The sequence below is a fragment of the Fodinicola feengrottensis genome, assembly GCF_039530045.1.
GTDB classification, from domain to species: Bacteria; Actinomycetota; Actinomycetes; order Mycobacteriales; family HKI-0501; genus Fodinicola; species Fodinicola feengrottensis.
Window position 1 is genome coordinate 134,461 of record NZ_BAAANY010000013.1, and the last position, 26,975, is coordinate 161,435.

General features: G+C 66.8%; 27 protein-coding genes and 2 tRNA genes. 23 read left to right on the forward strand and 6 right to left on the reverse strand.

What is annotated here, in order from left to right:
* Positions 1-142 precede the first annotated feature (142 nt).
* Together ABD301_RS19230 and gad are read left to right on the forward strand one after the other, a co-directional pair.
* Positions 143-898 (forward strand): hypothetical protein, encoded by a 756-nt coding sequence (locus tag ABD301_RS19230; RefSeq protein WP_163571718.1) that lies wholly within the window; start codon positions 143-145, stop codon positions 896-898.
* A 71-nt stretch (positions 899-969) separates the two neighbouring features.
* Positions 970-2,295, forward strand: a complete 1,326-nt coding sequence (gene gad, locus ABD301_RS19235) for a glutamate decarboxylase (RefSeq protein WP_344311623.1) — start codon at positions 970-972, stop codon at positions 2,293-2,295.
* Between the two features lie 3 nt (positions 2,296-2,298).
* On the opposite strand, the gene ABD301_RS19240 is transcribed toward gad, so the two are convergent.
* The gene (locus tag ABD301_RS19240) at positions 2,299-3,579 is read right to left on the reverse strand and encodes a M18 family aminopeptidase (protein ID WP_344311624.1); all 1,281 of its coding nucleotides are present in this window, start codon (positions 3,577-3,579) and stop codon (positions 2,299-2,301) included.
* A gap of 136 nt (positions 3,580-3,715) precedes the next feature.
* Here ABD301_RS19240 and ABD301_RS19245 point away from each other — a divergent pair, with 136 nt between their 5' ends.
* The 5 genes from ABD301_RS19245 to egtD all read left to right on the forward strand — a co-directional run bounded on the left by ABD301_RS19245 (position 3,716) and on the right by egtD (position 9,231).
* Positions 3,716-4,729, forward strand: a complete 1,014-nt coding sequence (locus ABD301_RS19245) for a serine hydrolase (RefSeq protein WP_344311625.1) — start codon at positions 3,716-3,718, stop codon at positions 4,727-4,729.
* A 162-nt stretch (positions 4,730-4,891) separates the two neighbouring features.
* On the forward strand, positions 4,892-6,157 hold the full coding sequence (gene egtA, locus ABD301_RS19250; RefSeq protein ID WP_344311626.1) for an ergothioneine biosynthesis glutamate--cysteine ligase EgtA: 1,266 nt from the start codon (positions 4,892-4,894) through the stop codon (positions 6,155-6,157).
* Positions 6,154-7,497: an ergothioneine biosynthesis protein EgtB gene (egtB, locus tag ABD301_RS19255; protein WP_163571715.1), complete on the forward strand. Its 1,344-nt coding sequence runs from the start codon at positions 6,154-6,156 to the stop codon at positions 7,495-7,497. Before egtA ends, egtB begins: the two co-directional genes overlap by 4 nt.
* 2 nt (positions 7,498-7,499) lie before the next feature.
* Positions 7,500-8,243 (forward strand): ergothioneine biosynthesis protein EgtC, encoded by a 744-nt coding sequence (egtC, locus tag ABD301_RS19260; RefSeq protein WP_163571714.1) that lies wholly within the window; start codon positions 7,500-7,502, stop codon positions 8,241-8,243.
* A 13-nt stretch (positions 8,244-8,256) separates the two neighbouring features.
* On the forward strand, positions 8,257-9,231 hold the full coding sequence (egtD, locus tag ABD301_RS19265) for an L-histidine N(alpha)-methyltransferase (protein ID WP_163571713.1): 975 nt from the start codon (positions 8,257-8,259) through the stop codon (positions 9,229-9,231).
* Positions 9,232-9,279: 48 nt separating this feature from the next.
* Here egtD and ABD301_RS19270 read toward each other — a convergent pair whose 3' ends face one another.
* Positions 9,280-9,798 carry an NlpC/P60 family protein gene (locus tag ABD301_RS19270; RefSeq protein WP_163571712.1) on the reverse strand — a complete coding sequence of 173 codons (519 nt, stop codon included), beginning with the start codon at positions 9,796-9,798 and terminating at the stop codon, positions 9,280-9,282.
* Between the two features lie 127 nt (positions 9,799-9,925).
* Here ABD301_RS19270 and ABD301_RS19275 point away from each other — a divergent pair, with 127 nt between their 5' ends.
* The 3 genes from ABD301_RS19275 (at position 9,926) to ABD301_RS19285 (ending at position 11,724) form a co-directional block, all read left to right on the forward strand.
* Positions 9,926-10,798 (forward strand): RICIN domain-containing protein, encoded by an 873-nt coding sequence (locus ABD301_RS19275; protein ID WP_344311628.1) that lies wholly within the window; start codon positions 9,926-9,928, stop codon positions 10,796-10,798.
* Positions 10,799-10,861: 63 nt separating this feature from the next.
* Positions 10,862-11,287: an SRPBCC family protein gene (locus ABD301_RS19280; protein WP_163571710.1), complete on the forward strand. Its 426-nt coding sequence runs from the start codon at positions 10,862-10,864 to the stop codon at positions 11,285-11,287.
* Entirely contained in the window at positions 11,287-11,724 is a 438-nt protein-coding gene (locus ABD301_RS19285; RefSeq protein ID WP_344311629.1) for a MarR family winged helix-turn-helix transcriptional regulator, read from the forward strand. Before ABD301_RS19280 ends, ABD301_RS19285 begins: the two co-directional genes overlap by 1 nt.
* A 6-nt stretch (positions 11,725-11,730) precedes the next feature.
* Here ABD301_RS19285 and ABD301_RS19290 read toward each other — a convergent pair whose 3' ends face one another.
* On the reverse strand, positions 11,731-12,204 hold the full coding sequence (locus ABD301_RS19290; RefSeq protein WP_344311630.1) for a hypothetical protein: 474 nt from the start codon (positions 12,202-12,204) through the stop codon (positions 11,731-11,733).
* 134 nt (positions 12,205-12,338) lie between these two features.
* Between ABD301_RS19290 and ABD301_RS19295 the strand changes: the two genes are divergently transcribed.
* The 3 genes from ABD301_RS19295 to ABD301_RS19305 all read left to right on the forward strand — a co-directional run bounded on the left by ABD301_RS19295 (position 12,339) and on the right by ABD301_RS19305 (position 14,717).
* A complete protein-coding gene (locus ABD301_RS19295; protein ID WP_163571707.1) occupies positions 12,339-12,758 on the forward strand; it encodes a nuclear transport factor 2 family protein in 420 nt (139 codons plus the stop codon).
* A 331-nt stretch (positions 12,759-13,089) separates the two neighbouring features.
* Positions 13,090-13,836 carry an SDR family NAD(P)-dependent oxidoreductase gene (locus ABD301_RS19300; RefSeq protein WP_163571706.1) on the forward strand — a complete coding sequence of 249 codons (747 nt, stop codon included), beginning with the start codon at positions 13,090-13,092 and terminating at the stop codon, positions 13,834-13,836.
* 2 nt (positions 13,837-13,838) lie between these two features.
* A complete protein-coding gene (locus tag ABD301_RS19305; RefSeq protein ID WP_163571705.1) occupies positions 13,839-14,717 on the forward strand; it encodes an ABC transporter substrate-binding protein in 879 nt (292 codons plus the stop codon).
* Between the two features lie 14 nt (positions 14,718-14,731).
* Here the strand turns inward: ABD301_RS19305 and ABD301_RS19310 are convergent, their stop codons facing one another.
* Positions 14,732-15,652 (reverse strand): NADP-dependent oxidoreductase, encoded by a 921-nt coding sequence (locus ABD301_RS19310; protein ID WP_344311633.1) that lies wholly within the window; start codon positions 15,650-15,652, stop codon positions 14,732-14,734.
* Positions 15,653-15,751: 99 nt separating this feature from the next.
* On the opposite strand from ABD301_RS19310, the gene ABD301_RS19315 reads away from it, so the two are divergent.
* The 3 genes from ABD301_RS19315 to ABD301_RS19325 all read left to right on the forward strand — a co-directional run bounded on the left by ABD301_RS19315 (position 15,752) and on the right by ABD301_RS19325 (position 17,014).
* Positions 15,752-16,180: a winged helix-turn-helix transcriptional regulator gene (locus ABD301_RS19315; RefSeq protein WP_163571704.1), complete on the forward strand. Its 429-nt coding sequence runs from the start codon at positions 15,752-15,754 to the stop codon at positions 16,178-16,180.
* Between the two features lie 86 nt (positions 16,181-16,266).
* A complete protein-coding gene (gene orn / locus ABD301_RS19320) occupies positions 16,267-16,878 on the forward strand; it encodes an oligoribonuclease (protein WP_163571703.1) in 612 nt (203 codons plus the stop codon).
* 60 nt (positions 16,879-16,938) lie between these two features.
* A tRNA-His gene (locus tag ABD301_RS19325) sits at positions 16,939-17,014 on the forward strand.
* Positions 17,015-17,122: 108 nt separating this feature from the next.
* Here the strand turns inward: ABD301_RS19325 and ABD301_RS19330 are convergent.
* Positions 17,123-18,337 carry a L,D-transpeptidase gene (locus tag ABD301_RS19330; RefSeq protein WP_344311635.1) on the reverse strand — a complete coding sequence of 405 codons (1,215 nt, stop codon included), beginning with the start codon at positions 18,335-18,337 and terminating at the stop codon, positions 17,123-17,125.
* A gap of 262 nt (positions 18,338-18,599) precedes the next feature.
* Here ABD301_RS19330 and ABD301_RS19335 point away from each other — a divergent pair.
* From ABD301_RS19335 to ABD301_RS19355, 5 genes are all read left to right on the forward strand, one after another.
* Positions 18,600-18,672: transfer RNA gene (locus ABD301_RS19335), tRNA-Lys, on the forward strand.
* 344 nt (positions 18,673-19,016) lie between these two features.
* Positions 19,017-19,493: a hypothetical protein gene (locus tag ABD301_RS19340; protein WP_163571700.1), complete on the forward strand. Its 477-nt coding sequence runs from the start codon at positions 19,017-19,019 to the stop codon at positions 19,491-19,493.
* A gap of 66 nt (positions 19,494-19,559) precedes the next feature.
* Complete coding sequence (locus ABD301_RS19345) at positions 19,560-19,889, forward strand: hypothetical protein (protein ID WP_163571699.1); 330 nt, start codon at positions 19,560-19,562, stop codon at positions 19,887-19,889.
* Between the two features lie 766 nt (positions 19,890-20,655).
* Positions 20,656-22,317 carry an RICIN domain-containing protein gene (locus tag ABD301_RS19350; RefSeq protein WP_344311637.1) on the forward strand — a complete coding sequence of 554 codons (1,662 nt, stop codon included), beginning with the start codon at positions 20,656-20,658 and terminating at the stop codon, positions 22,315-22,317.
* The gene (locus ABD301_RS19355; protein ID WP_344311638.1) at positions 22,314-24,110 is read left to right on the forward strand and encodes a S8 family serine peptidase; all 1,797 of its coding nucleotides are present in this window, start codon (positions 22,314-22,316) and stop codon (positions 24,108-24,110) included. Before ABD301_RS19350 ends, ABD301_RS19355 begins: the two co-directional genes overlap by 4 nt.
* Before the next feature lie 39 nt (positions 24,111-24,149).
* Here ABD301_RS19355 and ABD301_RS19360 read toward each other — a convergent pair whose 3' ends face one another.
* A complete protein-coding gene (locus ABD301_RS19360) occupies positions 24,150-24,947 on the reverse strand; it encodes a zf-HC2 domain-containing protein (RefSeq protein ID WP_344311639.1) in 798 nt (265 codons plus the stop codon).
* Between the two features lie 289 nt (positions 24,948-25,236).
* On the opposite strand from ABD301_RS19360, the gene ABD301_RS19365 reads away from it, so the two are divergent.
* Both ABD301_RS19365 and ABD301_RS19370 read left to right on the forward strand, forming a co-directional pair.
* Entirely contained in the window at positions 25,237-25,890 is a 654-nt protein-coding gene (locus ABD301_RS19365; protein WP_344311640.1) for a response regulator transcription factor, read from the forward strand.
* 9 nt (positions 25,891-25,899) lie between these two features.
* Complete coding sequence (locus ABD301_RS19370; RefSeq protein WP_163571692.1) at positions 25,900-26,973, forward strand: LLM class flavin-dependent oxidoreductase; 1,074 nt, start codon at positions 25,900-25,902, stop codon at positions 26,971-26,973.
* Positions 26,974-26,975: the final 2 nt, after the last annotated feature.

Here is a 26,975-nt window from a genome sequence, read left to right on the forward strand (position 1 = left end):
CATCACCTTCCACTTGCTGGGAAATCCGTTCGCGCCGGCGACCGGGCGCTGGCTACCGTACGAGCGTGGAATGACCCTCAGGCGACACTCGCGACCCGCGTCAACCGACGCTGGGTCTATTTCGTCGTGAGGAGACTCCGAGATGCTTTCTTTTGCTGACCTGATGCGGCGCGCCGAGGCCGACCCGGCCGTCGTCGGCGCGGTGCTCAGTGGTTCCAAAGCCCGTGACGGCATGGCGACCGAACATTCCGACTACGACGTCTACTTGATTATCGCGGACGGCGTCGAACCCGGTTGGCAGCCAGTGCGTACACCCGAACTCGACCTCGACTGGATGTCTCTGTCCGCGTTCCGCCGCTACGCGCTGCCTGGCGAGCCGGAAGACTGGGACCGCTATGCGTTCGTACACGCCAAAATCCTGATCGACCGGGCGGACATCGCGGCGATCGTGCACCGCAAGGCCCGGCTCACGTCAAAGGAAGCCCATAACCTGACCGCCGGCGCTTTGGACGCGTACATCAACTCTGCCTATCGTGCGGCCAAAAACCGCCGCGACGGGCGTACGCTCGCGGCGCATCTCGACGCGGCCGACAGCATCGCGCACCTGTTAACCGTGATCTTCGCGCTGCACCGCAGGGTTCGTCCCTTCAACAAGTTCCTGGAATGGGAGCTGCGCCGGCACCCGCTGGCGGCGCCGCGGTGGTCGGCGGACAACCTGTTGCCACGACTGGAAAACATCGTCCGCAACGAAGACGCGCCAGCCCAGCAGAGCCTCTTCGACGAGATCGAGGCGGCGACCAGGACCGAGTTCGCCAAGGTCCTGGACGGATGGGACGAGGACGGCGGCGAGTCGGACCTGACGCTGCTTCGCTCGCATGGCACGGTAGAAGCCAGCTGACGGAAGAGGGAGAAATGGCGCTGCACCAGGGTGGACAGAGGCCGGAATCGTCGCGGCACACGGTGAATCCGATGCTCACCGAAGCCTCGCCGGCGATCAGCGAGGACATCCAGCTGCCGTACGCGAGCCTGCCGGACGGGCCGATCCCGCCGGAGGCGGCCTACCAGCTGGTCCACGACGAGCTGATCCTGGACGGCAACGCCAAGCTCAACCTGGCCACCTTCGTGACCACCTGGATGGAACCGCAGGCGGCCCGGCTGATGGCCGAGTGTGCGGACAAGAACATGATCGACAAGGACGAGTATCCGCAGACCGCCGAGCTGGAGCGCCGCTGTGTGGCGATCCTCGCCGACCTCTGGCACGCGGCCGACCCGACCACCACCATTGGCTGCTCGACCACCGGCTCGTCCGAGGCGTGCATGTTGGCCGGGATGGCGCTGAAACGGCGGTGGGCGGCCAAGGGGCTTAAGGGCAAGCCGAATCTGGTGATGGGCATCAACGTCCAGGTCTGCTGGGAGAAGTTCTGCAACTACTGGGAAGTCGAGCCCCGGTTCGTACCGATGGAAGGCGATCGATATGTCATCTCGCCGGCCGAGGCGGTGGCCCGCTGCGACGAGAACACCATTGGCGTGGTCGGCATTCTCGGCTCCACTTTCGACGGCAGTTATGAGCCGATCGCCGAGATCGCGGCGGCTTTGGACACTCTGCAGGAAAAGACTGGCCTGGACATTCCGGTGCACGTGGACGGCGCTTCCGGCGCAATGGTCGCGCCCTTCCTGGATCCGGGGCTGGAATGGGATTTCCGGCTGCCCAGGGTCGCGTCGATCAACACCTCAGGGCACAAGTACGGGCTGGTTTATCCGGGGGTGGGATGGGTGGTGTGGCGCGATCGCGAGGCACTGCCCGAAGAACTGGTCTTCCGGGTGAACTACCTCGGCGGTGAGATGCCCACCTTCGCGCTGAACTTCTCCCGGCCCGGCGCGCAGGTGGCCGCTCAGTACTACACGTTTTTACGGCTGGGCCGGGAAGGCTACCGGATTGTCCAGCAGGCATCGCGGGACATCGCGATGGATTTGGCCGCCAAGATCGCGCACCTCGGCCCGTTCCAGCTGCTGACCCGCGGCGACCAGCTGCCGGTTTTCGCCTTCACCACCCAGCCGGACGTGACCGCGTTCACGGTTTTCGACGTGTCGCGGCGACTCCGCGAACGCGGCTGGCAACTACCGGCTTACACCTTTCCGGAGAACCGTACGGATCTCGCGGTCCTGCGAGTGGTCGTCCGCAACGGTTTCTCCGCCGCGCTCGCCGACCAGTTGGTCGCCGACATCAAGCGACTACTGCCCGAACTGCAGGCGCAGACCACTCCCGTACGCGCCAACGCCAGCTTTCATCACTAAAGCTCAACCTTCGTAGAAAGCGGCCAGGCAGGAGGCCAGCAAATACGGGTCGGCGGCGCCACAGAGTTCGCGGGCCGAGTGCATCGACAGCGCCGCGACGCCGATGTCGACCGTACGAATGCCCACCCCGGCGGCCGTGCTCGGGCCGATCGTGCTGCCACACGGCTGCCGGTTGTTGGACACGAAAATCTGCCATGGTACGCCCGCTTTTTCGCAAGTGGTCGCGAAAAGTGCCCGACCGTTGGCGTCTGTGGTGTATCGCTGGGTGGCGTTCACCTTGAGCATCGGGCCGCCGTTGGGCACCGGCTGATGGTTCGGCTCGTGCTTTTCCGGATAGTTCGGGTGCACTGCATGGCCCATGTCCGCCGAGATACAGAACGAACCGGCGAGCGCCCGGGCCTCGTCGTCGTACGACCCGCCGCGGCTGTGCACGAGCCGACGCAGGACCGTCAGGAGCAGGGGGCCTTCGGCGCCGGTGTCGGACTTGCTGCCGATCTCCTCGTGGTCGTTGGCGACCATCACCGGGATCGAGTCGCCGTTGCCGACCGCGGAAATCACCGCGGCGACAGAGGCGTGTACGGACACCAGATTGTCCATCCGGGGCGCCGCCAACAGCTCGCCGTCGCGGCCGAGGTAGGCCGGCGGCTGCACGTCGTGGGTCATCAGATCCCAGCCGAGCACGTCCTCGGCGGCGACGCCCGCGTGCTTGGCCACGTACGCGATGAGCTCGCCATCTGTCGGCGTACCGAGGCCCCACACCGGCTCGAGGTGGGTTTGCGGGTCCAGCGTCAGCGCTTCGTTGGTCGACCGATGCAGGTGGATCGCCAGCTGCGGGACCCGCAGGAACGGCTGTTCGATGTGGACGAGCCGTTGGCTGCCGTCGGCCAGCGCCAGCCGGCCGGACAGCCCGAGGTCCCGGTCCAGCCACGAGTTCCACAGCGGGCCGCCATAGACCTCGATGCCGACCTGCCGCCACCCCGCCCGGCCGGTGTCCGGGCGTGGCTTGATCCGCAGGTTGGGCGAGTCGGTGTGCGAACCGACGATCCGGAACGGCGTGTGCGCCGGCGCGCCGTCGGGCACCCACCACGCGACCAGCGTGCCGCCCCGGATCAGGTAGTGACCGCCCGGCTCGGTGGGGAAGGCGTCCGTCTCGGCGGTTTCCGTGAAACCGGCCGTGACCAGCTGTTTCGCGGCGTTCGCCACGGCGTGGTACGGCGACGGACTCGCCTGGATGAAGCGCATCAGGTCGTCGGTGTGGGTACGGTCGAACCTCGGTTCAGTCACGAATTCGATCCTAAGAACTTGACGGACACGGCGACAGGCCGGCTGCGGTCAGCCGGAAAACGGCCTCCCCCTCCTTAGACTCATAACGGACGAATCGCTATCAAACGGATCCCTGTCGCTCGTCGAGGAGGCCCGGATGCCGAACGTGAGCCGCCGAACAGCTCTGCGGCTGGGCACCGTCAGCGCCGCCAGCACCGTGCTCGCCGCCGGTGGCGGCGCGTACGCGACCGGGAGCGCGCCAGCCGTCGGCACCCTGTCGCCATCGCCCACTCCGCCTGCCACGCCCACCCCATCGCCCAGCGCCGATCCGCACCGAGTCGCCGAGCTCGTGAAGGCGTCGTACGACACCGCGTCCGCACAGGCCGGCGGCACCTGGAACGCATACGTGTCGGTGGCCGGCACCCCGGCACCTGCAATAGCTGCGGTCGATGTCGGGTCAGATGCTGTCGTCGAGGCGTACAGCATCAACAAACTCGCCGTCGCGACGGCGGTGCTCGACAAGGTCGATAAGGGCACCCTCAAGCTGGACGCGAAGGTCGATGTCACCGCCGACATCGTCATCCCGGACGGCGACGGCATCTTCCGCCTCGACGGCGCCTACCCCAGCAACGTGACCGTCGGGCACGCCCTCTCCGCGCTGCTCACGGTGTCCGACGACACCGCGGTCCGGCTCTGCGGACTGGTGTGTACGGCTTCCGAGATCAACGCCACGATGACCGCGAAAGGCTTCCCGCACACCCAGGTCACACCGGCCGCCGACCCGCACCGGTTCTTCCTTGGCAAGACCACCCCGAAAGAGGCGCACGACCTGCTGCAGGCCCTGGCCACCGGCAAACTCCTCGCGGCCGCTTCGACCAGCTACCTGCTGACGATCCTGCGCTCCCCGATCGCGTACACCGACGGCATCCGGCTGAACATGTCGACCACCGAGCGGCTGCGAGTCGCCAGCAAGGTCGGCTCCCTGAACAGCGGCCGCAACGAAGCCGGCGTGATCTTCACCGCCGGCGGCCAGCCAGCGCTCACGTACGCGATGTTCGCCACCAGAGACGGCGACAACACCAACTTCGGCCCAACGCACCCGCTCATCCACGCCCGTACGCTCATGGGCCGCCAGTTCTACGACGCCGTCGCTCCCTCGTCAAAACCCTGACCGGACTGGCTAAGTGCCCTTTTCGTCCGATTCGACGAAATGGGGGTGACGTTCTGGAGCGGCAAATAGGGCATTCCTTCCCCTGAATGTCGCCTTCGTACGTAACCAATTCGTCAGATCAATGACGAGCAACTGTCGTACCGGTGTGCTTGGGTGGAGTTCATGACTAACCTCATCCACCGGGATGCGGCTACCCCGACGCTGCGGAACCGCACGGTTTCCCGCATCACCGACGCCGAGGTGTATGTCGCATCCACCTGCTTCAAGACCGGTCCACCAGCGCTTCTGGGCATCGAGCTCGAATGGATTCTGCATGATCGGGACAACCCCGCGACAGCGATCGGGGTGGAGCGGCTCACCGCCGCACTGGGTCCACACACGCCGACCAGCATCGCTGTCAACAGCCCCGCAACAGCTCTCCCGGCAGGCTCTTTCGTCACAGTCGAGCCAGGCGGCCAGATCGAGATCAGCACTCAGCCGTACCACGGGCTCACCGAGTGCATCGCCGCCACCACTGCCGACGCCACCTACCTCCGGCACCTGCTCCGCGACGCGGCCATCGAACCATCCGGTGCGGCCGTCGACGAGTATCGGCATCCTCAGCGCATCCTTCGTACGCCGCGCTATGCGGCCATGAATCACCATTTCGACTCGTACGGGCCCGATGGCGTGGGCGGGATGTGCTCCACCGCGGCCGTTCAGATCTGCGTCGATACCGGGTTGACGTCTCGGGAACGGTGGTGGTTGCTACACCTGATCGGGCCGCCGCTGGTGGCCGCCTTCGCGAACTCGCCGCGGTTCGCGGGCCGCGACACCGGCTGGAAGTCCACCCGGCGCAAGCTGTGGTCGGGCGCCGACCCCGGTCGGACCAGCCAACCCGATCTCGCGCTGGAGCCAGCGGCCGGTTATGCCCGGTATGCGCTGGACGCCCAGGTCATCGCCATCCGCGGGGACGGATCCGACTGGAGTCCCCCGGGCCCGCTGACCTTCGCCGACTGGATCGCCGGCAAGCATCTGCCGGCGCCGACGTACGACGACCTGGACTATCACCTCTCGACGCTGTTTCCGCCGGTCCGGCCGCGCGGCAGCCACCTGGAGGTGCGCTATTTGGACGCCCAGCCAGGCGACGGTTGGGTGGTGCCGCTGGCGGTGCTTTCGGCGCTGCTGGACGACCCGATCGCGGCGGACGTGGCGGCCGGCGCGGCCGAGTCCGTGTCCGGTCTTTGGTCCCAAGCCGCTCGGTACGGGCTGGCCGACCCGGCCATCGGAACCGCGGCGATCGCGATCCTGGACGCTTCGATTGGGGCTCTGCGGCGGACAAACGCCGATGCCGCGATCGTCGAGCGAGTCGAGGACTTCTTCCAGACGTACACCGTCAAGGGGCGATCCCCCGCCGACGACACCCTCTCACCGGAGGTTTCCCGATGACGCCCACCGGCGCCACGAACCTGAAGCAACACATCGCCGACGAGCTGACCCGGAGCCGGCAGCGGACCCAGCTGCTGACCGACGCCGTCGACGAGTCCGACCTGACCGCGCAGCACTCGCCGTTGATGTCCCCCCTGGTCTGGGATCTCGCACACATCGGCAACCAGGAAGAGCTTTGGCTGGTACGGGACGTGGGCGGTCGCGACCCACTGCGGGAGGACATCGACCACCTTTATGACGCGTTCCAGAACGCCCGGGCGGACCGGCCGGCGTTGCCGCTGCTCGGCCCCGGCGAGGCTCGCGGTTATGTCGGGGACGTACGCACGAAGGTGCTGGATGTCTTGGACAGCACCGATGTTGGCGTGGACACGGCCCGCCGGCTGGTACGGTCCGGCTTCGCTTTCGGGATGATCGTGCAACACGAGCAGCAACACGACGAGACCATGCTGGCGACCCACCAACTGCGGGCCGGCGAGCCGGTCCTGAGCGCGCCGGCGCCACCGCACCCGACCGGCGGTGCCGCGCACTCGTACCCGTCGCAGGTTTTGGTCCCAGCTGGTCCTTTCACCATGGGGACCAGCGTCGAGCCCTGGGCGCTGGACAACGAGCGGCCGGCTCACCAGATCGACGTGCCCGCTTTCTGGATGGACACTTTTCCCGTCACCAACGCCGAATACATCGGCTTCCTCGCCGCCGGTGGCTACGACGACCCACGCTGGTGGTCGGCAGCCGGGTGGGATCACCGGATGGCCGCCGGGCTGTCCGCGCCGCTTTTCTGGGAACGGGACGGACAACGCTGGCTGCGCCGGCGGTTCGGGCAGGTGGAACCCGTGCCAGCGGATGAGCCGGTGCTGCACGTTTCCTTCTACGAAGCCGAAGCTTTCGCGGCCTGGGTGGGCAAGCGGCTGCCTTCCGAGGCGGAGTGGGAAAAGGCCGCTCGGCACGACCCCGCGTCGGATCGATCTCGGCGTTATCCGTGGGGTGACGACGATCCGAGCGCCGCGCACGCGAACCTCGGCCAACGCCATCTCCAACCGGCCACGGTCGGCGCGTACCCACAGGGCGCGTCCGCCTATGGCGTCCAGCAAATGATCGGTGACGTGTGGGAATGGACTTCCTCACCGTTGGCTCCCTATCCCGGTTTCACCGCCTTCCCGTATAAGGAGTATTCGGAGGTCTTCTTCGGTACGGACGACTTCCGCATCCTGCGCGGCGGCTCGTTCGGCACCGACCTCGCGGCCTGCCGGTCGACGTTCCGGAACTGGGACTTCCCTATTCGACGGCAGATCTTCACCGGATTCCGCTGCGCCCGGACGGCGACACCGGCCGAGATTTCCTGACCGTGTGCCGACATCTGGCATACCTGGGCCCACCGGTCACCCTGTCGTCGCTGCTTCTGGAGCCGACGTACGGGCTGCACCGGCAGGCCTGGGCACCGCGGCGAGTGCTCGGCACCGCGACCGTCAACGTGGACGGTTTCGGGGTCGGCTGGTACGGCCCTGACGGTGTGGGCCGCTATCGACGGGCCGTTCCGATGTGGACGGACACCTCCTTCCCGTCGCTGGCTTCGTCCTTGCGATCGCCGGCCGTGCTGGCGGCCGTACGATCGGCATCCGAGGGCATGCCTGTCTCCGATGGCGCCTGCGCTCCTTTTTCTTCCGGGCAGTGGCTTTTCAGCCACAACGGGATCGTGCACGGCTGGCCGGAGTCCTTGGAAAAGCTCGCTTCCACGGTGCGTACGGCCGACCTCATGACGCTGGACGCGCCGACCGACGCGGCGGTTTTGTGGGCGCTCGTAAGCCAACGCCTGGTTTCCGGTGACAGCCTCGATTTTTCGCTGGCGACTGTGGTGAACGACGTACGCGCGACCGCCACCGGCCGTCTCAATCTCCTGCTCACCGACGGTGAGCGGATCGCCGGCACCCGGTGCGGCGAGTCGCTTTACTACCTCCGCGGCGACGATTTCGTGGTGGTCGCCTCCGAACCGTACGACGACTCTCCACAGTGGACCGAAGTGCCAGACGCGACCGTGGTTACCGCGACCACCGACGGCGTCACGCTGCGCTCACTTGACTCTTATTCCTGAGGGAGCATTTTTCATGTCCGACCGTTTCACGCTGGACAGCCACCTGCCCGAGGACTACTTGGCCACCGCGCTGGCCGCGGACGTACGCGCCGGCCTGGGCGCTACCCCGAAAACGCTGCCGCCAAAGTGGTTTTATGACGAGCGCGGCAGCGAGCTTTTCGACCAGATCACCGAATTACCGGAGTACTACCCGACCCGCACCGAGCGGGAACTGCTGCGTACGCATTCCGGTGACGTCGCCGTGGCCTGCCCGGCCGACACGCTGGTCGAGCTCGGATCGGGGTCGTCCGAGAAGACCCGGCTGCTGCTGGATGCCCTCGACAAGGCCGGCACGCTGCGCCGCTATGTGCCGGTGGACGTGAGCCCGGGCGCGCTGATCCCGGCCAGCGAGGCTTTGCTGGCCGACTACCGGGAGCTGGAAGTTCACGGCCTGATTGCCGATTTCGAGAAACATCTCGACCATCTGCCCGACGCCGACCGGCGGATCATCGCTTTTCTGGGCGGTACGATCGGAAACCTGACGCCCGCGCAGCGCGCTGACTTCCTGTCGGGCATCCGCGCCGGAATGGGGCCGGCCGACAGTTTCCTGCTCGGCACCGGCCTCGTCATCGACCCGGCCATCCTGGTCCCCGCGTACGACGACGCCGCCGGGGTGACCGCGGAATTCAACAAGAACGTCCTGCACGTCATCAACCGCGACCTGTCCGCGGACTTTGACATTGACTCTTTTGAGCACGTCGCGGTCTGGGATTCGGTCAATGAATGGATCGAAATGCGGCTGCGATCGCGTACCGACCAGCAGGTCCGGATCGCCGACCTGGATTTGTCGCTGACCATCGCCGCCGGCGAGGAGATTCGTACCGAGATCTCGGCGAAGTTCCAACGCGCCGGCATCGAGGCCGAGTTGGCCGCCGCCGGCTTCACCGTCACCCACTGGTGGACCGACCCCGACCAGCGCTTCGCGCTTTCGCTCTCCGAACCAGCCTGATGCCGTACGGACCGGCCCACGCGGCCGGTCCGTACGCCCCGGAGTTAGTTAGTAGATGTTGCCGTAGCGGATCGGGGTGAAGCTGTTCACCTGCGAGGCCTTCCACAGCCGCTGCTCGGCCTTGTGGCCGGTGTTGTACTCCTCGTAGACCCACGCCTGGCCGCCGTTGCCCCACTTGACGAACAGCGCCACGTGGTTGAAGCCGCCGCTGCGGTGCCAGAGCGCGTCACCCGGGGCGAGGCTGCCGCGGCTGATGTTGTTGGTGACGCCGCGAATGTCCGCGGTCGTACGCGAATAGGACAGGCCCCAGGCCATCGACACGTATCCCGAACAGTCCGTCCGGTAGTTGCCGTTGCTGTTGGAGTAGCAGGCGTTCTGGTTGTAGGGCACCTTGTTCAGCCACGACTGGGCGCGGCTGATCACCTGGCCGCGGCTGAGCCGCTGGTTCGACGAGTACTTGCCACACATCTTGGTCGGCGCGGCCTGTGCGACAGACGTACTCACGAACAGGAACGCGACCCCGAGCAGGAGCGCGATCAGCGCTGGCGCGATCTTCTTAGCGGTCACCGAAAAGCCACCTTTCCCGAATTTTGCTGACAACGGTGACCTTGCGGCAAGTACGGTGGGAATCTGTGGCGAAAGGTGTCGCTACGCTGTCGCCACACTCACGCACACGACCTCGGGGGCAGCAGCGGTGACAGCGACCAGCACGCAGGGCAGCGAGCGGCCGCGGATCGCCAGCTGGCAGCAGCTGGGCGCCCATCTCAAGACCGTCCGCACCCACCAGCAGCGGACCCAGACCAGCGTCAGCGTCCGAGCCGGCTCGCACCGGCAGCCGATCCGCCGGGAGCGGATCTCCGAGATCGAGAACGCCCGCCGCGATCCGCCGAGCGAGCATGAGCTGTGCGCCATCCTGACCGCGCTGCAGCTGCTGCCGGCGGACGTACAGTGGCTGCAGGGCGTACGAGCGTCGCTTGCCGAGGTTCCAAGCCCGCCCGAACCGCCTCGCCGGCATCGCTGGCGATGGATCGCGCTCCTCGCGGCCGGCACGGTCGTGGTCGTCGTCGCTGCCTTGGTCTTCGTCTTTCGTGGTCCCTCGTCAGGCACGATTCCGCCGGTTCGGGAGGGTGCCTTCGCGAACCGCTTCGTCCAGATCCTCAACGTGCGCTCGGGCAAATGCCTCGACAAGACCGACCAGGACAACCGCGCCGGCGCGCGGGTGATGCAGTGGTCCTGTTGGGGAGCGGACAACCAGGAGTGGAACCCGGCGCGTGACGGGGTCCCGAACCTGCAGCACGACACCGGCAGCTGGCTCGTCCTGACGCTGGCCAACACCGACCCGGACGCCAGTCTTCAGGTGTCGCCGTACCAGTCGGTCGCACCTGGTCAGCTGTTTTCGGCTCGGTCCAACGGGCCTTCTCAGGGCTGGCACTACCTGACGCTGCGCGCGGTGGATTCGGGGAACTGCCTGGCCGTACGCGACTCGTCGCTCGAAGACGGCGCCGGTGTCGTCGCGATGGCCTGCACCGGCGGTCCAGAGCAGACCTGGCGGATTCGGGCCGTCTGATCCTTGCATTGTTGTCGCGACAACTGTTATAGTTGTCGCGACAACAAGAACGAGGAGCTGGCAATGTACGAGATCAAGGCCGAGATGACCATCGATGCCGACCTGCACGCGATCTGGGAGGTCGTCACCGACGTGGCCAACTGGCCCTCCTGGGACCCGCACGAGGAAGGCGCCCGACTCGACGGCACCTTCGCCGTCGGCACCACTGGCTGGTCCAAACCGCACGGCGGCCCGGCCACCGAATGGACCATCACCGAGGTGGTCGAGCAGCGCAAATGGTCGTCGGAATGCCCACTGCCAGGCGGAAAACTCAGCGGGGACAACCTCTTCGAGTCGGTCGACGGCGGGGTGCGGTGCACCAAGATCGTGCACGTACGCGGACCCTTGGTGCCGCTTTTTCGGTTCTATTTCGGCAAACGCATTCGTACGGACATGCTCAAAACGTTTGCCGCCCTGGAAAAAACCGCACGGGACAAGGCCCGCACCTGATGACCGACAGCGACTCCGGGCCGATGCTGTCGCCGGGGTTTTGGCTGCATCACGCGGCGCTGACCTGGCGAGCCGCACTGGACGCCGGACTGCGCCCGCTCGGCCTCACGCCGACCCAGTTCATGCTGCTCGCCTCGGCGGGCTGGTTGGAGCACGTGGCCGGTCCGCCCACCCAGCAGGCGGTCGCCGAACAGGCCGGTGCGGATCGGATGATGACCTCGAAAATCGTCCGCGCATTGCAAGAGCGCGCCCTGCTGGAGCGACGTACGGACCCAACAGACGCCCGCGCCGTACGCCTCAGCCTCACCCCCGCCGGCCGCGCGCTCGTCCGACAGGCGACCGAGGTCGCCCGCACTCTGGATACCAAGTTTTTCGGCCCCCACGCGACAAAAATGCGGACGACGTTGCGTACGATCGCGGAAACCAGATCCGCATAGTCACCCTCACGCGGGTCGCGTCCGGATGCCCTCGACGACGAGGTCGACCGTCTGGACGAAGTCCCGCTCCGGCGATGGCGCCGCATCCTCGACCGCCCACCGGTAGACAACACCAAGGTAACCGTCGATCAGCAGCCGACCAACGGCCCTCGGGTCGACGTCCGGCCGGATCTCGCCGCGCTGCTGCCCGACCTCGATGGCCGCGCTGAACAGGTCGCTGGTCGCGTAGTAGTCCGGCCGGAGCAGCGCGCCGGACTGCAGCGTCGCGCGGCTCAGCGCCCTGGTCAGTTCGGGATGGGCGTCGAACCAGGCAACTTCCGTACCAACCTGCTCACCGCCTCCGACTACAGCGCCGAGTTGCCCGCGTACGCGGCGACCGTCGGCGCGACCCGCGAAATGGTCAGGCGCAACGACGGCCGACAGTTGGGCGATCCAGCCAAGGCAGCGGACGCCATCCGGGCCGCCCTCGACGCGCCCCACCCGCCCTTACATCTCGCTCTCGGCGCGGACGCCGTCGACGCGATCCGCGCGCACACGACCGATCTCACCGCCGAACTGGACGCCTGGGAACACCTTGCCAGGGACACGGCCTTCACCAACGAAGAGGAAAAACCATGACGACATCCACTGTCGACAACGCAACCATCGCCCGCGAGTTCTTCCGCCTACTGTCGGAAAAGGACATCACGGCCTGGGGTGACCTGTGGCACCCCGAAGCAGTGATCACCGTCCCCTACCCAGCCGAAGGCTTCCCCACCGAGATCCGCGGCAAGGCCGAGATCGTCGGCGGTTTCCACGGCCTGATGGCCAACTTCGACCTCTTCCAGGCCAACCTCACCGGCGTATATCCAGCCGCCGACTCCGACGCGGTCTGCGTCGAATACCGCAACGTGGCGCGCCTGCGCAACGGCGTGGAGTACACCAACGACAACATCGCCGTCTTCCGCTTCCGCGACGGCCTGATCAGCGAGTATCACGACTATTTCGACCCACGCCGCTTTCAGGTCGTCGTCGACGCCCTCCCCAAGGACTGAAGGGGCCAGAACACGATGACCACCACCGACCGACATTGCTTGCCACGACGCTAAACCGCCAGGACGATCTTTGCGCGGGTACGGTTGGTCTCGCCAAGTTCGTACGCTTTGGCGGCCTCCTTCACGGGAAGGACGTGTTCCACCTGGACACGGAGCGGCCTGGTCGAACAGTTCCGTTAGTTCGGTTTTTCGGCGAAAACGCGGAAACCATGCGGGCAGCGCTGCGCGGGATCGCGGCCGCTCGAGGTGATCTGTAGCGCCTTGACAGCGCCCGATTAGCGATGGAAACTATGGAAACGGAAATAGTTTCCTCAGTTTCGGAGGCGAGACCGTGACCGGCAGAGTGGCGTTGGTGACCGGGTCCAGCAGCGGCATCGGTGCGGCCACCGCGCGCCTGCTGGCCGCCCGCGGGATGCGAGTGGTGGTCAACTATCTGCACAGCGAGGCGGCTGCGCATGAGGTGGTCGCCGGCATCGAAGCCGCCGGCGGCCAGGCCATCGCCGTGCAGGCGGACGTACGCGACCCGGCGGCCGTCGACGCCCTTGTCGAGCGCGTACGACAGACATGGGGCGGCATCGACGTTCTGGTGCACAATGCCCTTACCCCGTACGCGATCAAGCCCTTCCGGGACATGACGTGGGAAGAACTCGGCGGCAAGCTCGACGACGAGATGCGCGCCGCTTTCGTGGTCACCAAAGCGGTCCTACCGGCCATGACCGAACAGCACTGGGGACGCGTCATCTTCCTTGGCACCGGTCTGTCCCGCCGGCCCCGCGCGGACATGATCGCGTTGGGTACGGCCAAAGCCGCGCTCACCCAGTTCGGCCGCTACGTCGCCCAGGAGCTCGGCCCGCAGGGCATCACGGTCAATGTGGTGGAACCCGGCCCGGTCGCCGAAACCAGGATCTCGCACGTACTCGACGACCAACAGACCCGGCGGCAAGTGGCCGCCACCCCGGTGGGCCGGCTGGCGCTGCCCGCCGATGTGGCCCAGGCGGTCGCCTTTTATGCCAGTGAGGACAGCGGTTTCATGACCGGCACCACCGCCGCGGTCAACGGCGGAATGGACATGTTCTAAACATGAACACCATCGATCTCGCGTACGTCGGGCGGGGCCTGCACGAGGAACTGGCCGCCTATATCGCCGACCAGGAAGGCTTTTACGCCGATGAGGACGTACGGGTCGCCTTGCACGACGGTTGCACCTGGAGTGAGGAGCGGCTGCGCGGCTGCGCCACCATCGGGCTCGGCCGGGCCCTGCTCTCCCGGCTCTCCAGCGGCACTCCGTGGGTCGCGCTCACCGTCAACACCCACCGCCCGCTGTTCTGGTTCCTCGCCCGCCCCGGCCTCACCTCGCTGACCGACCTGGCCGGCCGGCGGCTCGCCGTACACGCCCCGCACACCGCACCCGGCTGCTTCGCCCGGATCGTGCTGCGGCGGGCCGGCCTGGACCCCGACCGTGACCTCCACACGGTCGTACGGGCGCCAGGCGATTACGGCATGGACCTGCGCCACCTCCGCGACGGGACTGTCGACGCGGCTTTCGTCGGCAGCACCATGGCACCGGAGGCGGTGGCCGCCGAGTTCGGCTGGCAGGTGCTGGCCTGGGTCGGCGACCACTTCCAGATCCCAACCGTGGGCCTCGCCGTCGACACCACCCACATTCGGCCGGACGATCCCGCCGTGCAAGCCGTCGTACGGGCGCACCGACGCGCGGTGCGGGTGATCCACGACGACCCCGACACCACCCTGCGGCACCTCGAAACGTTCCTCGGCGGCCACACCGCGGACGAGATCCGAGCCCACTACGAGCGGTTCATCGCACCGTATTTCCGGCCCGGCGGCCAGGCCGACCTCTCGATCGGCGACGCCGCGATCACCGCGGTCGCCACCGAACTCGGGGTCCCCGCCACCATCGCCGCCGCTGACTTCTACCGCACCCAGTCAGCGGTCACGTAGGATGAGGATTCGGTTTACAAAGCCAACACGATCTTGCCGCGCGTACGATTCGTCTCGCCGAGTTCATGAGCTTTGGCCGCATCTTCGAGTGCGAACACCTGGTCCACGTGCACCCGCAACTTGCCGTTATCGATCAGCGCCGCGTAGTTCTCCAGGTCCGTGCCCACTGGCGCCACATAGAAGTCCTGGAATCGAACGCCACGAGCAGTCGCTTGCTCTTCGGTGACATCGAGACCGGGACCGGCAACGTGCAGGAAAAGACCACCTGGCCTGAGAGTTCGCAGCGAGCGTACGGAAGCCGCGCCGCCGGCGTTCTCCACGACCACGTCGATGTCGCGCAACTCGCTGATGTCGGTCGTCGTGTAGTCGATGACCTCGTCGGCGCCGAGATCGCGGACGAAATCGGCGTTGACAGCGCGGGCGGTGCCGATGACGTACGCGCCGCCCAGCTTGGCGAGCTGTACGCCCATATGTCCGACGCCACCGGCCGCGGCCTGGATCAGCACCCGGCGGCCCTGCAGCGAGCCGGCGACCGCAAGCGACTGACCAGCTGTCAGAACCGCCGTAGGGATCGCCGCAGACTGCACGTAGTCGAGGGTTTTCGGTTTGAGGGCGAAGGTTTCCGCGGGGGCGACCAGGAATTCGGCGTACGCACCGGCATTCGGGAACGGGAGTCCGTAAACCTCGTCGCCGGGCTGAAAACGGGTGACGCCCTCGCCAAGCTCCTCGACGACGCCGGCGGCATCCAGGCCGAGGACGAACGGCGGTTCGCCGAAGAGCGGGACGAGACCAGACCGGATCTTCCAGTCCGCCGGGTTGACTCCGGCGGCCCGTACCCGGACCAGGATCTGCCCGGCGGCCGGCCGCGGCCGGTCCAGGTCCACCGGTTGCAGGACGTCAGATCCACCAAAGGCTTGCTGGCTTATCGCACGCATCAAAACGCTCCAAGATGATCGGCAAGAGGTTGCTCAGTTATCTTCGGTGCGCTTGGGCACTCTTGTGAAGAAGGCACCTTGGTGATATCCAGGTACCTTATGGATACCGTTGCTGAGCAGGACTGGAAGCGCTCAGCCGACCTGGTCGGCCAATATCTGAGCGTCTGTCCGGCGCGTACGATCGTGGAAGTGCTCGCCAACAAGTGGACCATGCTGGTGATGAGCACCTTGCAGCTCAACGTCGAGCCCATGCGTTTCAACGAGCTTCGCCGGCGGCTTCAGGGACTCACCCAGAAGGTCCTAACGCAGACGCTGCGTACGCTGGAACGAGACGGCCTGGTGACTCGTACGGTCTATCCGACCATGCCGCCACGCGTCGAGTATTCGCTGACCAGACTGGGCCTGGGCGCCGCGGACCTGCTGCACGCGGTCGGGCACTGGGCCGACCTGAATGTCACCGAGATCCTGGCCGCTCGCACCGCGTACGACGAGCGGGCCAGCCGGCCACCGGAGCCAATCGGGAACTGACGGCAAAACGGGAGAAAACGAAACCTGACCACAAATATCGCGGGTCGGGTCTGCGCGGCCGAGCCGCGGAACGTAGGCTCTCCGGCGTGAATGACCGGCTGGTATGGATCGACTGTGAGATGACCGGCTTGGACACCGAGCATGACCAACTCATCGAAGTGGCTGCTCTGGTGACCGACTCGGACCTGACCATTCTCGGGGACGGTGTCGACGTGGTGATCCACGCCGACGACGCCGCCCTGGACTCGATGGTTGAGGTGGTGCACCAGATGCACCAGAAATCCGGGCTGACAGAGGAGGTACGGGCGTCCACCGTCACCCTCGCGGAGGCGGAGAAGCAGGTGCTCGACTACCTGCGCCAGTTCGTGCCGGAGCCCGGCAGCGCGCCGCTGTGTGGCAACTCGATCGCCACCGACCGCGGCTTCCTGGCCCGCTACATGCCGGAGCTGGACGCCCACATGCACTACCGGATGGTCGACGTGTCGTCCATCAAGGAGCTCTGCCGCCGGTGGTATCCACGCGTCTACTACGGACAGCCGGAGAAGGGCCTCTCACACCGCGCGCTGGCCGACATCAAGGAAAGCATCCGCGAGCTCGCGTACTACCGCCGAGCGGTCTTCGTGGCGCCTCCAGGCCCGGACGTGGACACCGCCAAGGCGATCGCCGCCCAGGTGGTCGCGGACACCGCCGGAAACTGATCCCCCACCTTCTCACCGCTTGTCAGCGACTCGCTATGCTGTCGTAGCAAGTCGCGCATGGTGGCTGTAGCTCAGCTGGTAGAGCGCCGGGTTGTGGTCCCGGATGCCGGGGGTTCAAGTCCCCTCAGTCACCCCATCTCGACAAGAAGAGCCGACTCTCCCCTGGAGTCGGCTTTTTTGTTGTCCTTGGGCGAGGAAAAAGGCCGACTCGTTGCCGAGTCGGCCTTCCTCGTACGCTCGCCTGCTACATCTGCACCGTCGTGTAGGCGGTGCCGCCCTTGAGGTAGTTGTCCCAGGTCAGCTGCCAGTCGGTGAAGCCGTCGTTCGGGGTGACGGTGTGCACCGTGTTGATGATGTGGATCAGGTCACCCGGCTGGGTCAGGTTGAAGAACCACTTCGCGTTGGTGGTGCTCAGGTTCACACAGCCATGCGAGACGTTGCTGTTGCCCTGGTCGTCGACCGACCACGGAGCGCCGTGCACGAACTCACCGGTCCACGTGTAGCGCACGTCCCAATACACGTCTTCCTTGTAATAGCCCGGCATGCCTTTGGTGACGCCATAGGTCGACGAGTCCATCGTCACCTTCTGGCTGGTGTTGATGACCACCATGGTGCCCGACGACGACGGGGTGCTGCGCTTGCCGAGCGATGCCGGCATGCTCCTGAGCAGCTTGTCGTTCTGGTACGCCTTCGCGACGTGCGTCTTGTTGTCGACCTCGAGGATCTGCTTCGGGCCAACGGTCAGCGACAGCGAGCGGTCCCGGTTCCCGTACCGACCGTTGCCCATGTCCACGCCACCGATCCCGGACTTCACCGCGATCTTGGTGCCGGCCGGCCAGTATTCCTGCGGCCGAAAGTGCAGCTCGTCGGAGCCGACCCAGCGCCACGCGCCGGCGATCGGCTGGCTGGTCCGGATCGACATCGCCTTCTGCACCGCGGTGCGGGAAGCGGTCGGCACCGAGTAGGTGAACTTGAAGACGATGGGGAGGCCGACACCGACCTTCGCGCCGTTCTCCACATAGAAGTCGACGCCGTTGGTCTTGCCGGGCGCGGACATCGTGGTGAAGGCGGAGGTGGCCTTGGTCGGCGCGCCGTCCTTGTTGGTGGCCGTCGCGGCCACGCTGTACTTCGTGCCGTACGCCAGTTGGTTGTTCGGCTTCCAGACGCCATCGTCGGAGACCGCGCCCGCGACAGTTTCGTTCTTGTCGTTGGTGACCACGACCTCGGAGACCTTGCCGTCGGTAGCGATCTTCACGTCCGGCCGGGTGCTGATCTTCGCGGCGCCGGTGGCCGGCGTGATCGTCAGGCTGGCCGGAGCCGCCTTCGGAGTGCCTGTCTGAGTGCCGGCGGCCTGCTTGGTATCGCCGGTGCTGGCCGGCTTCGAGCAGCCGGTGAGAGCGAGGGCGATGACCGCCGCACCCGTCACCGCGACTGTCGACCAGCGCTTGAGTCCCTGCATGAATAACCCCGATCTAGACCGATGCCCGAAGATATGTAACTACACGGGCGCGCGCCCAGCCGGCAGCGGGGTGACCGGACTGTCGGTGGCACTCCGCTGTGCCCGGCAAGAGTTTGGCACCCTGCCTCTAGCAGTACGACGTCCGAAGTGGCCGACAGGTTGCCTGAGCCCCAGATCGGAGCCCCTCATGCCACCCTGGTCCCACCCCGCCCGTTCAGGCTGCTATCGTAACTGATCACAGGCAAGGGGAAACCCGCTGTCTGCGCCGTTAGCTCAATTGGCAGAGCAGCTGGCTCTTAACCAGCGGGTTTGGGGTTCGAGTCCCTGACGGCGCACTTGTTTCTCTGCGAATGGCGTGCTCGGTGAGCACGCCATTCGCGCGTTTGTCGGAACATCGTTGTTTTTCCTGGGGCGGAGCCCCCAGACCCCACCCCGGCCGTACGGGCTTGGCCTTCATCTTGTCCTTTAAGGGCAACGAATCAGGCCCCGACCACCTCCTCGTCCATGGATCCACGCTCGCAGACGTCCAGATAGCGGTCGACGGTCCCGCTCGCACTGGCAAGCGCCGTCGCCGATCACGACAGAAAACCCGAGAATTTGGCTGTTTCTAGGACAGTTAACCCAACCTGACATAAAGTTAGGTCTCGGAACGTATGCGTGACGGTTTGCGGGGAAACATATGGGACGTCGACGCCGTAGACGGTGGACGCGATTTCGCGCTTGGGGCAGCCTGCTCACTGTCGTTATCGGGATTTTACTGTGGCAGCGAGCATGGTGGCCGGCGACGATCTTCACCGGCATCCTGGCCTTCTACCTGCTGTGGGTGCGGTTAACTCGATGCCGCGTGGAGACGATCCGCCACCGGCCGTGTCTATGGCGCGTACGTGGATTGCTCGGCACCTGCGATTTCCACACCGGATACAAGAAGAGCATCCCTGTGCTGGCTCGCGGCAGCGGATTCGCCGGACTCCCGACCCTCATGTGGCGTCGCGACTTCTTCGGCACCATGCCTGAGCCGCAACCATCGCCCGGCGGCGCCGGCACGCCACAACCCGCCGGCGGACGCGACAACTACGACTGGATCATGATGGCGGTTGGAGTTGCGGGCGTCCTCATCGCAGTGGCCGCGCTCGTCCGGGATCTCATTGCGGGCTGACGACAACGGACACGTATTTCCGCGGTTCTCAGTTCTGGCGCCGCCGTGGCGAGAAGAGGAGAAGAGATGGACTGGCGTTACGCGACGGGATCACCCAGAAAAGCAAGCATGTCACCATTCCCGTACGAAGACGACCGGATCTGCTATTTCATCCTGACTCCGGACGGACCGATGTTTGCTCGCGACGACAGCCGTGCCGGGTTGGAATTTCTAGCGATGCAAGCCGCTGAATGCCGGGTCACGCTCTATGCCGTATGGCCAGGCAGGCGCGCATCAGATCTGTTCATCATCGACGATCCTGGCCTGCTCTTGAAGGCGCTTGACATTGATGACCAGCATCCCTTGTGGGGCGAGGCAAAGAAGGCCAGGTTCAGCTCGGAATACGAACGCGACTGATGAGCTCGGACCACTGAGCCGCGATCCGACACAGGCATTGGTGTGGCGCTGGTCGCTGAGTGGCGCACTTTGTCCCGCACTCGACGTCCAGTGCGGGATAAAGTGCCGCGGTCGACGAGAATCCCGAGCGCCGCGAAGCCGGCGGCCAGAGCGGATCCAAAGAGCGGCCACGATCGCGGCGCCGCGCTTTCGGACCGTACGAGCTTTCCCTCGATAGCAAAGGCAACCACGGCGAGCACAGCGACCACCAGGACAGCCCCGATCAGCACTGGTGCCGGCATGACGTAACCAGGATCCAGGGGACGTACGACAGCATCCGGATCGCCGACCCGGGCCAGTTCCGAGGCCGAAAGATTTTTTCACTCTGACAACGTTTTCAGTACCGTTCCCACAGTCGCTTGCTTAACCGGTATATTACAGCAAGTACAAGCAAGAACCGGGACGGATCTGATAACTTGACCGCCACGGCGGGGCTCGAGGAACGCGGGCCGCTCACGACAAGCACAGCCAGCACGCACAACCAGCGGCAACGCCCAACGAGCTGCTGCTCTGGACGGTTCAGTGGCCTTGTGAGGGAACATGAGAACTCGCCGCCAGCGGCCTGTCTCACCCACCCGCGTGGTCGCGCGGGCAACCTCGTACGACCCGGCCGCTGGGGCCGATCTCACTTTTTGGGCCGTGGGGTGAACCAACGGACGGGCTGCATCGTCGTAAGGCTGCATCGATGTGAGGGATCCACCAGCGTGGGGAAACCGGAGAAGGAACTGTGAGACTGACGGCCATTCGAAGGCTCTTCCGGCGGGCAACCACTCCGACCCGCGCCGAACGACCGCTTCGCGCGCTGATGCGGGTCTGGTGGCTGACCGCCACGCTCGCACTGGTGGTGGCCGTGCTGTTCGCCACTCAGGGATTTTCCACGTACAACCCGGTCCTCGCGGGCACCCACGAGCTGACCGGCACGCCGGTGCCGGCCGTCGACCTGCCGACCATCCAGAGCGCGGCGTTGTCCTGCCCGGCGCTGTCCGGTCCCAAGGTCGCCGCCCAACTGATGGCGACCGGCGCCTTCGACTCCGGCGCCTCCGGTGGGCCGACCGTCGACGGCCTCGACCCGAGCCAGTGGCGAAAGTGGTTGCCGTGGCCGGACGCGGACCGCGACGACCGGCGCGCCAACATCGTCGCGCTGGCCCACCAGACCTGTGAGCTGATCGGCCAGGTACGCGCCGCCGGGATGACCGAGGACCCGTGGCGAACGGCGGTCGCGGCGTCCAAGACCGGCCTGCAGGCCGTGCTCGACGCGAAGGGAATTCCGGCCGACGCGAAGGCCTACGTCGAAACCGTTGGCACGTACGCCGACTGGTATGCCCAGCAGAGCGACTTCCAGGCCCCGGACACGTATGTCGGCGGTCCCGGCCCGCAAATGGCTGCCCCGCAGGCCAAAGCCGTCCCTGACCAGTACGTCGCGGCGGTGCTCAAGGCCGGCCGGATCTGCCCGGCGGTGACGCCGGCAAAGATCGCCTCTCAGCTGATGGCCGCCTCCGGCTTCGACCCGAACAAGCAATCCGCCAGCGGCGCGCAGGGCATCGCCCAGTTCCCGCCTGAGGTCTGGAAGCAGTACGCGCAGTCGGCGCTCGACTCGCCGTGGAACCCGGACTCGGCGATCGAGCGGCTCGGTAGCGCCCTGTGCGACCTGTCCAGCCAGCTTTCCCCGCTGGCCGGCGGCGACCCGTACAAACTCGCGCTGGCCGCCTTCCAATGGGGTGCGACCGCCGTTCGCGAGGCCGGTGGCGTGCCCAAGTCGGCGAAGCTGCAGGGCGACACGAACCTCGCGCAGACGTATGTGGACTACTACGCGAAGGACCCGAGGCTGACTCCGGGCAAGGCTCCATCACCAAGCCCGTCAGCCAGCCAGCCAGCCTCGCCCGCGCCGCCAGCGCCGCCCGCGTCCGGCAAACCAGCGCCGCCCAAGCCCCCCGCGCCACAGTTCGACACGTCGGTCTCGTACCAGATCACGAACGCCTGGAGCGGGCTGGTGCTGGACATACCGGGCGACGACAACAACCCGTCCGCCGGCGTGAACGTCCAGCAGTGGCACAACCAGCGCGCCAAGGACCAGTTCTGGCGGCTCGTACCGGTCGGCAAGTCCGGCTACTACCAGATCATCAACGGCTACAGCGGCAAGGCGTTGGCCGTGAAGGGCGACTCGCACGACGACAGCGCCCAGATCGTCCAAAACGACCCCAGCGACTCCGACGGCCAGCAGTGGCAGTTCCAGTACGCGCCGAACGGCTCGTTCTGGATCGCCAACCGCGGTTCCGGCGCGGTGCTGGACGTGTACGGCGACGACGACAACACCTCCGACGCCGGCACCATCGACCAGTATCATCGGCAGCCGACCGCGCAGGACCAGCGCTGGCGGCTCACCAGATGAGCGCGAGTGGTCCCCGCCGGGCCGCCGGACGGACGGTGTTCGGGCTGGTCACGGCACTTGCCGTTGTCATGCTCAGCAGTCCGGCAGTGGCCGACCCGGACAGCTCGCAATACGTGAAGTACTACACGGTGACCGGCACTTACCAGGGCTCGCCGGAGAATCTCAGCGAGCTGGCCCAGCGGTTCCTGGGCACCGCGAACCGGTCGGGCGACATCTACAACCTCAACGTCGGCCGGTCGCAGGGCGACGGCGGGAAGCTCGCCAAGGCGAACGACTCGCTGCACCAGGGGTGGGAGATGGTGCTGCCGTGGGACGCGGTGGGCGCCGGCGTGCAGTACGGTCTGCTGCCCGCTGGTGGGCCGCCACCGGCCGCCGCTCCCGGCCCGGGCAGCAGCCCGCCGGCCAACGGCCAGCCAGTGCCCAAGAGCGGACCCGGCAGCGGCGCGAAGCCGCCACCGGGCAATCCGGGAGCGTTGCCGACCGCGCCGCCACCCAAGCCGGTGAACCTCGGTGGCCACTGCGCCGCCGCGGCCAGTTCGACTTCCCCGTCCAACTGGGCGGCGCTTCGGCTCGCCCCGAACCAGGCCTGGAGCCGTACGCGCGGCAAGGGTCAGCTGGTCGCGATCGTGGACTCCGGTGCGGACGGCAGCCTGCCGCAGCTGGCCGGGCATATCGCGATCGGCGCGGACGTGGTGTCCGGCAGTGGCCGCGGCAACACCGACTGCCTGGGCAGCGGAACCGGGATGGCCGGCATCGTGGTCGCCCAGGCGGCCGGCGGCAGCACCATGTCCGGGGTCGCGCCAGACGCCACCGTGCTGCCTGTACGGGTGGTGACGACCACCCCGACCGCGACCCCGGCGAACGAGGCCGCGGCCATCCAGGTGGCCGTCTCGGCCGGAGCCGGTGTCATCGCGCTCGGCTCCTATGTCAACGTCAACGATCCGGCCGTGGCCAAGGCGATCGCGGCGGCAGTCGGTCGGGACATCGTGGTGGTGTTGGCAGCGGGTACGTCAGGATCGACCAACCCGGCGCTGGCCGGCGCGAAGGCGGCCACGCTGCGGGTCGGTGGCGTCGGCGTGGACGGAAGCCTCGCCGCCGCCTACCAGGTCGGCACGGTGAACGTGGTCGCTCCCGGCATGAACGTCTCGACTCTCGGCATCACCGGCACCGGGACGGTGCCAGCCAACGGTACGCAGTTCTCGGTGGCTTTCGTCGCGGCCGAGGTCGCGCTGGTACGGGCCGCGCTGCCGGGCCTGTCAGCGGTCCAGGTCGTGCATCGCGTCGAGGTCACCGCGGACCGGATGTCCAGCGGAGCCGTTCCGGACAGCCACTACGGCTTCGGCATGATCAACCCCGCCGAGTCGGTCACCCGCGCGCTGCCCGAGGAGCGGCAGTCGATCTCACCGCCGACCGAGCGGTTCGGCACCAGTGTGGTGGCGGCGGGCGACCGGATCACCGCGGTGATCATCGTGACGATCGTCGGCATCGTCTCGGCCGTGCTGCTGTTCTTCCGCGTACGCAGGCTGATCCGGCCCGTCGCGGACGACGTCGTCGCCGACCCGCGGCCGACCCCACCCCCGCCGCCGGCGGCACCCGTACCAGCTCCCGCGCCGGTCACGCAGCCGGTCATGCAGCCAGTTATGCAGCCGGCCATCCAGCCAACTCAGCAGCCGGTCATGCAGCCAACCGTCCAGTCAACTCTGCAACCGACTATGCAGCCGAATATGCAGCCGGCAGGTGTCCCGATGGCTCCGGCGGGTGTCCCACATCCGCCGGAGGCGGGCGCCTTCTGAGGTGTTCTTCCAGCGACTCTCGCGGTGACCGGCGAGTCGTCAGCGTGACTTCGGGACGGCCGCCGAGATGACCGGTGTGCCGTCCGCGCCGGCGACGGTGAAGAAGGCCAGGTTCGACAGCGCGACCGGCACGTCGCCGGTGAGGTCGTGTGGCGCGGCCGAGCCGACCCAGGTGGTGATCTGGCGCGTCTGGTCATCCAAGGTCACGACGTAGAGCTTGTACGTGGTGTCCGGCCGTAGCCCGGAGACGGTCGCCCGGACCGTGACGCCGGTGCCGTTCGTGACGGCCACCACCGAGAGAGTCGCGCCGTTCGAGGCGCCCGCGGTCGCCGCGAGGCGGACCGGTCCCTGGTCCTGCCGGCCGCCGCCCTGATCACCGACGAGCAGGCTGACAACGATCGTCGCCGAGATGAAGACCACCAGCACCAGGGCGGCAACACCCAGCAGGCCGGTCCCCCGTCGACGCCGGCCGAGCAGGCCAGACCACCGCTGCCGACCCGGCCCCCTGGACTTCGGCCGGGTCACTCCGCCCGGGCGCCTGGAGCCTGGCGGCGGCTTGGCCGGTCGGGCCGGTTCGGCCGACGGCTGGTCAGTGACCTGAGGTCCGGAACCAGCGACCGGGCGGGTAATCCCGAACTCGGCGATGATGTCGCGGGACTCCTGCTCGGAGAACAGCCCCAGCGCCGCACCTGTCCCGGTGAGCTCGTCGGACTCGGCCCGACACGGTCCGCAGGCGGCGAGATGCCGCTCGACCTCGACCCGCTCGGTCGCGTCCAACGCGCCCAGCAGGTAGGGGCCCAGCGAGAGCCGCACGTGCTGCTCTTCCGTGAAGTCCACTCGGTATCAGTTCCTCAACGCGTCAGGACCGCTTCGGCACGCCACATGCCTATTACGTACGCACCGGCCGTCGGGTTCACTCCGCAGCGGGGCGACTTCACCAGACAGGACCTAGCCAGAGGGTAGTACCCCCAGGCCAGTACGGGCCTGTCCACTCTTCGGGGACTCGGCTGGCCACCAGAAAAGTGCCCCATCGGTGAACCCCGGTGCGGTCCGGTCCGTCATGGGGGCAGCGACCTCGCGGCGGCCCGCGGCGAAGGACGCGAACCAGTCGCTGTGGAGGTGCCAAGTGGAGGTGGGCGTGTTCAGCGTCGCGATCGTCGACGACCAGCCGGTGTCCCGGGCCGGCATGGAAAGGCTCGTCGGCCAGGACCCGAACCTGTGGGTGGCCGACTCGGTCAGCACGCTGGACGACCTCTCCCGGACCGGGCCGGGCGCGTACGACATCGTGGTCGTCGACCTGCCCGCACAGCTGGCCACCACCAGCCTGGAGCTGGTCTCGCGGACCGCGGCCGTCGGTCGCCCGCTGGTGTGCGCGTCCTGGGAACAGCCGCCCACGCTGCTGTCCACGATCCGGGCCGGCGCCCGCGGCTGCATCACCCGCCAGAGCGAGCAGACAGCCGTACGGGCGGCCCTGCGGACCGTCGCCGAAGGCGGCTTCTCGCTGTGCCCGCGGCTGGTCGACCGCTTTCAGGCCGAGCTGTCCCGGCAGGTCGAGGAAGACCCGAGCGGGCTGGCTCCGCGCGAGATCGAGACCTTGCGCTGGATCGCGTTGGGCTACACCCACGCCCAGGTCGCGCGGCGGATGGGGCTGTCGCAGGCGACCGTGCACACGTACGCGAAACGGCTGCGCGCCAAGCTCAACGTGAACAACAAGGCCGACCTGACCCGGATGGCCATCGAGCTGGGCCACCTGCCCGAGAAGTCGTCGCCAGCCGCGTAGGAGTTCGCCGTGCAGTTCGGGATCTTCACCATCGGTGACGTGACGACCGATCCCACCACCGGTGTGCCGATGTCCGAGCACGAACGGATCAAGGCGATGGTCTCGATCGCGTGCAAGGCGGAGGAAGTCGGGCTGGACGTGTTCGCGACCGGCGAGCATCACAACCCACCGTTCGTGCCGTCGTCGCCGACCACGATGCTCGGGTATGTGGCGGCCAGGACCAGCCGGATCACCCTGTCCACCGCCACCACGCTGATCACCACGAACGACCCGGTGAAGATCGCCGAGGACTTCGCGATGCTGCAGCATCTGACCGACGGCCGGGTCGACCTGATGCTGGGCCGCGGCAACACCGGTCCGGTGTTTCCGTGGTTTGGCAAGGATATTCGCCAGAGCATGGAACTGGCGACGGAGAACTACCAGCTGCTGCATCGGTTGTGGCGGGAAGACGTGGTGGAGTGGGAAGGGAGGTTTCGTACGCCGTTGCACGGCTTCACATCGACACCACGACCGTTGGACGGGGTGCCGCCTTTCGTGTGGCACGGGTCGATCCGCAGCCCGGAAGTCGCTGAGCAGGCTGCCTATTACGGCGACGGCTTCTTCGCCAATCACATTTTCTGGCCGACAGAGCATTTCCAGCAATTGACTCAGCTGTACAGGCAGCGGTACGAACACCACGGCCACGGCTCGGCCGACCAGGCCATCGTGGGCCTCGGTGGGCAGGCGTTCATCCGGAAGAGGTCGCAGGACGCGATCGCCGAGTTTCGGCCGTACTTCGACAACGCACCGGTGTACGGGCACGGGCCGTCGCTGGAGAGTTACCTGGGCCAGACGCCGCTGTCGGTCGGCAGCCCGCAGGAAGTCATCGACAAGACGCTGACCTTTCGCGAGCAGTTCGGCGACTACCAGCGCCAGCTGTGGCTGATGGACCACGCCGGCCTGCCGCTGAAGACCGTGCTGGAGCAGCTCGACATCCTCGGCGAGGAAATCGTCCCTACGCTCCGCGCGGAACTCGACGCGAAACGCCCATCGCACGTACCCGCCGGACCGGCCCATCCCCGCCGGCCGGCGGTCTCTTCCTGACT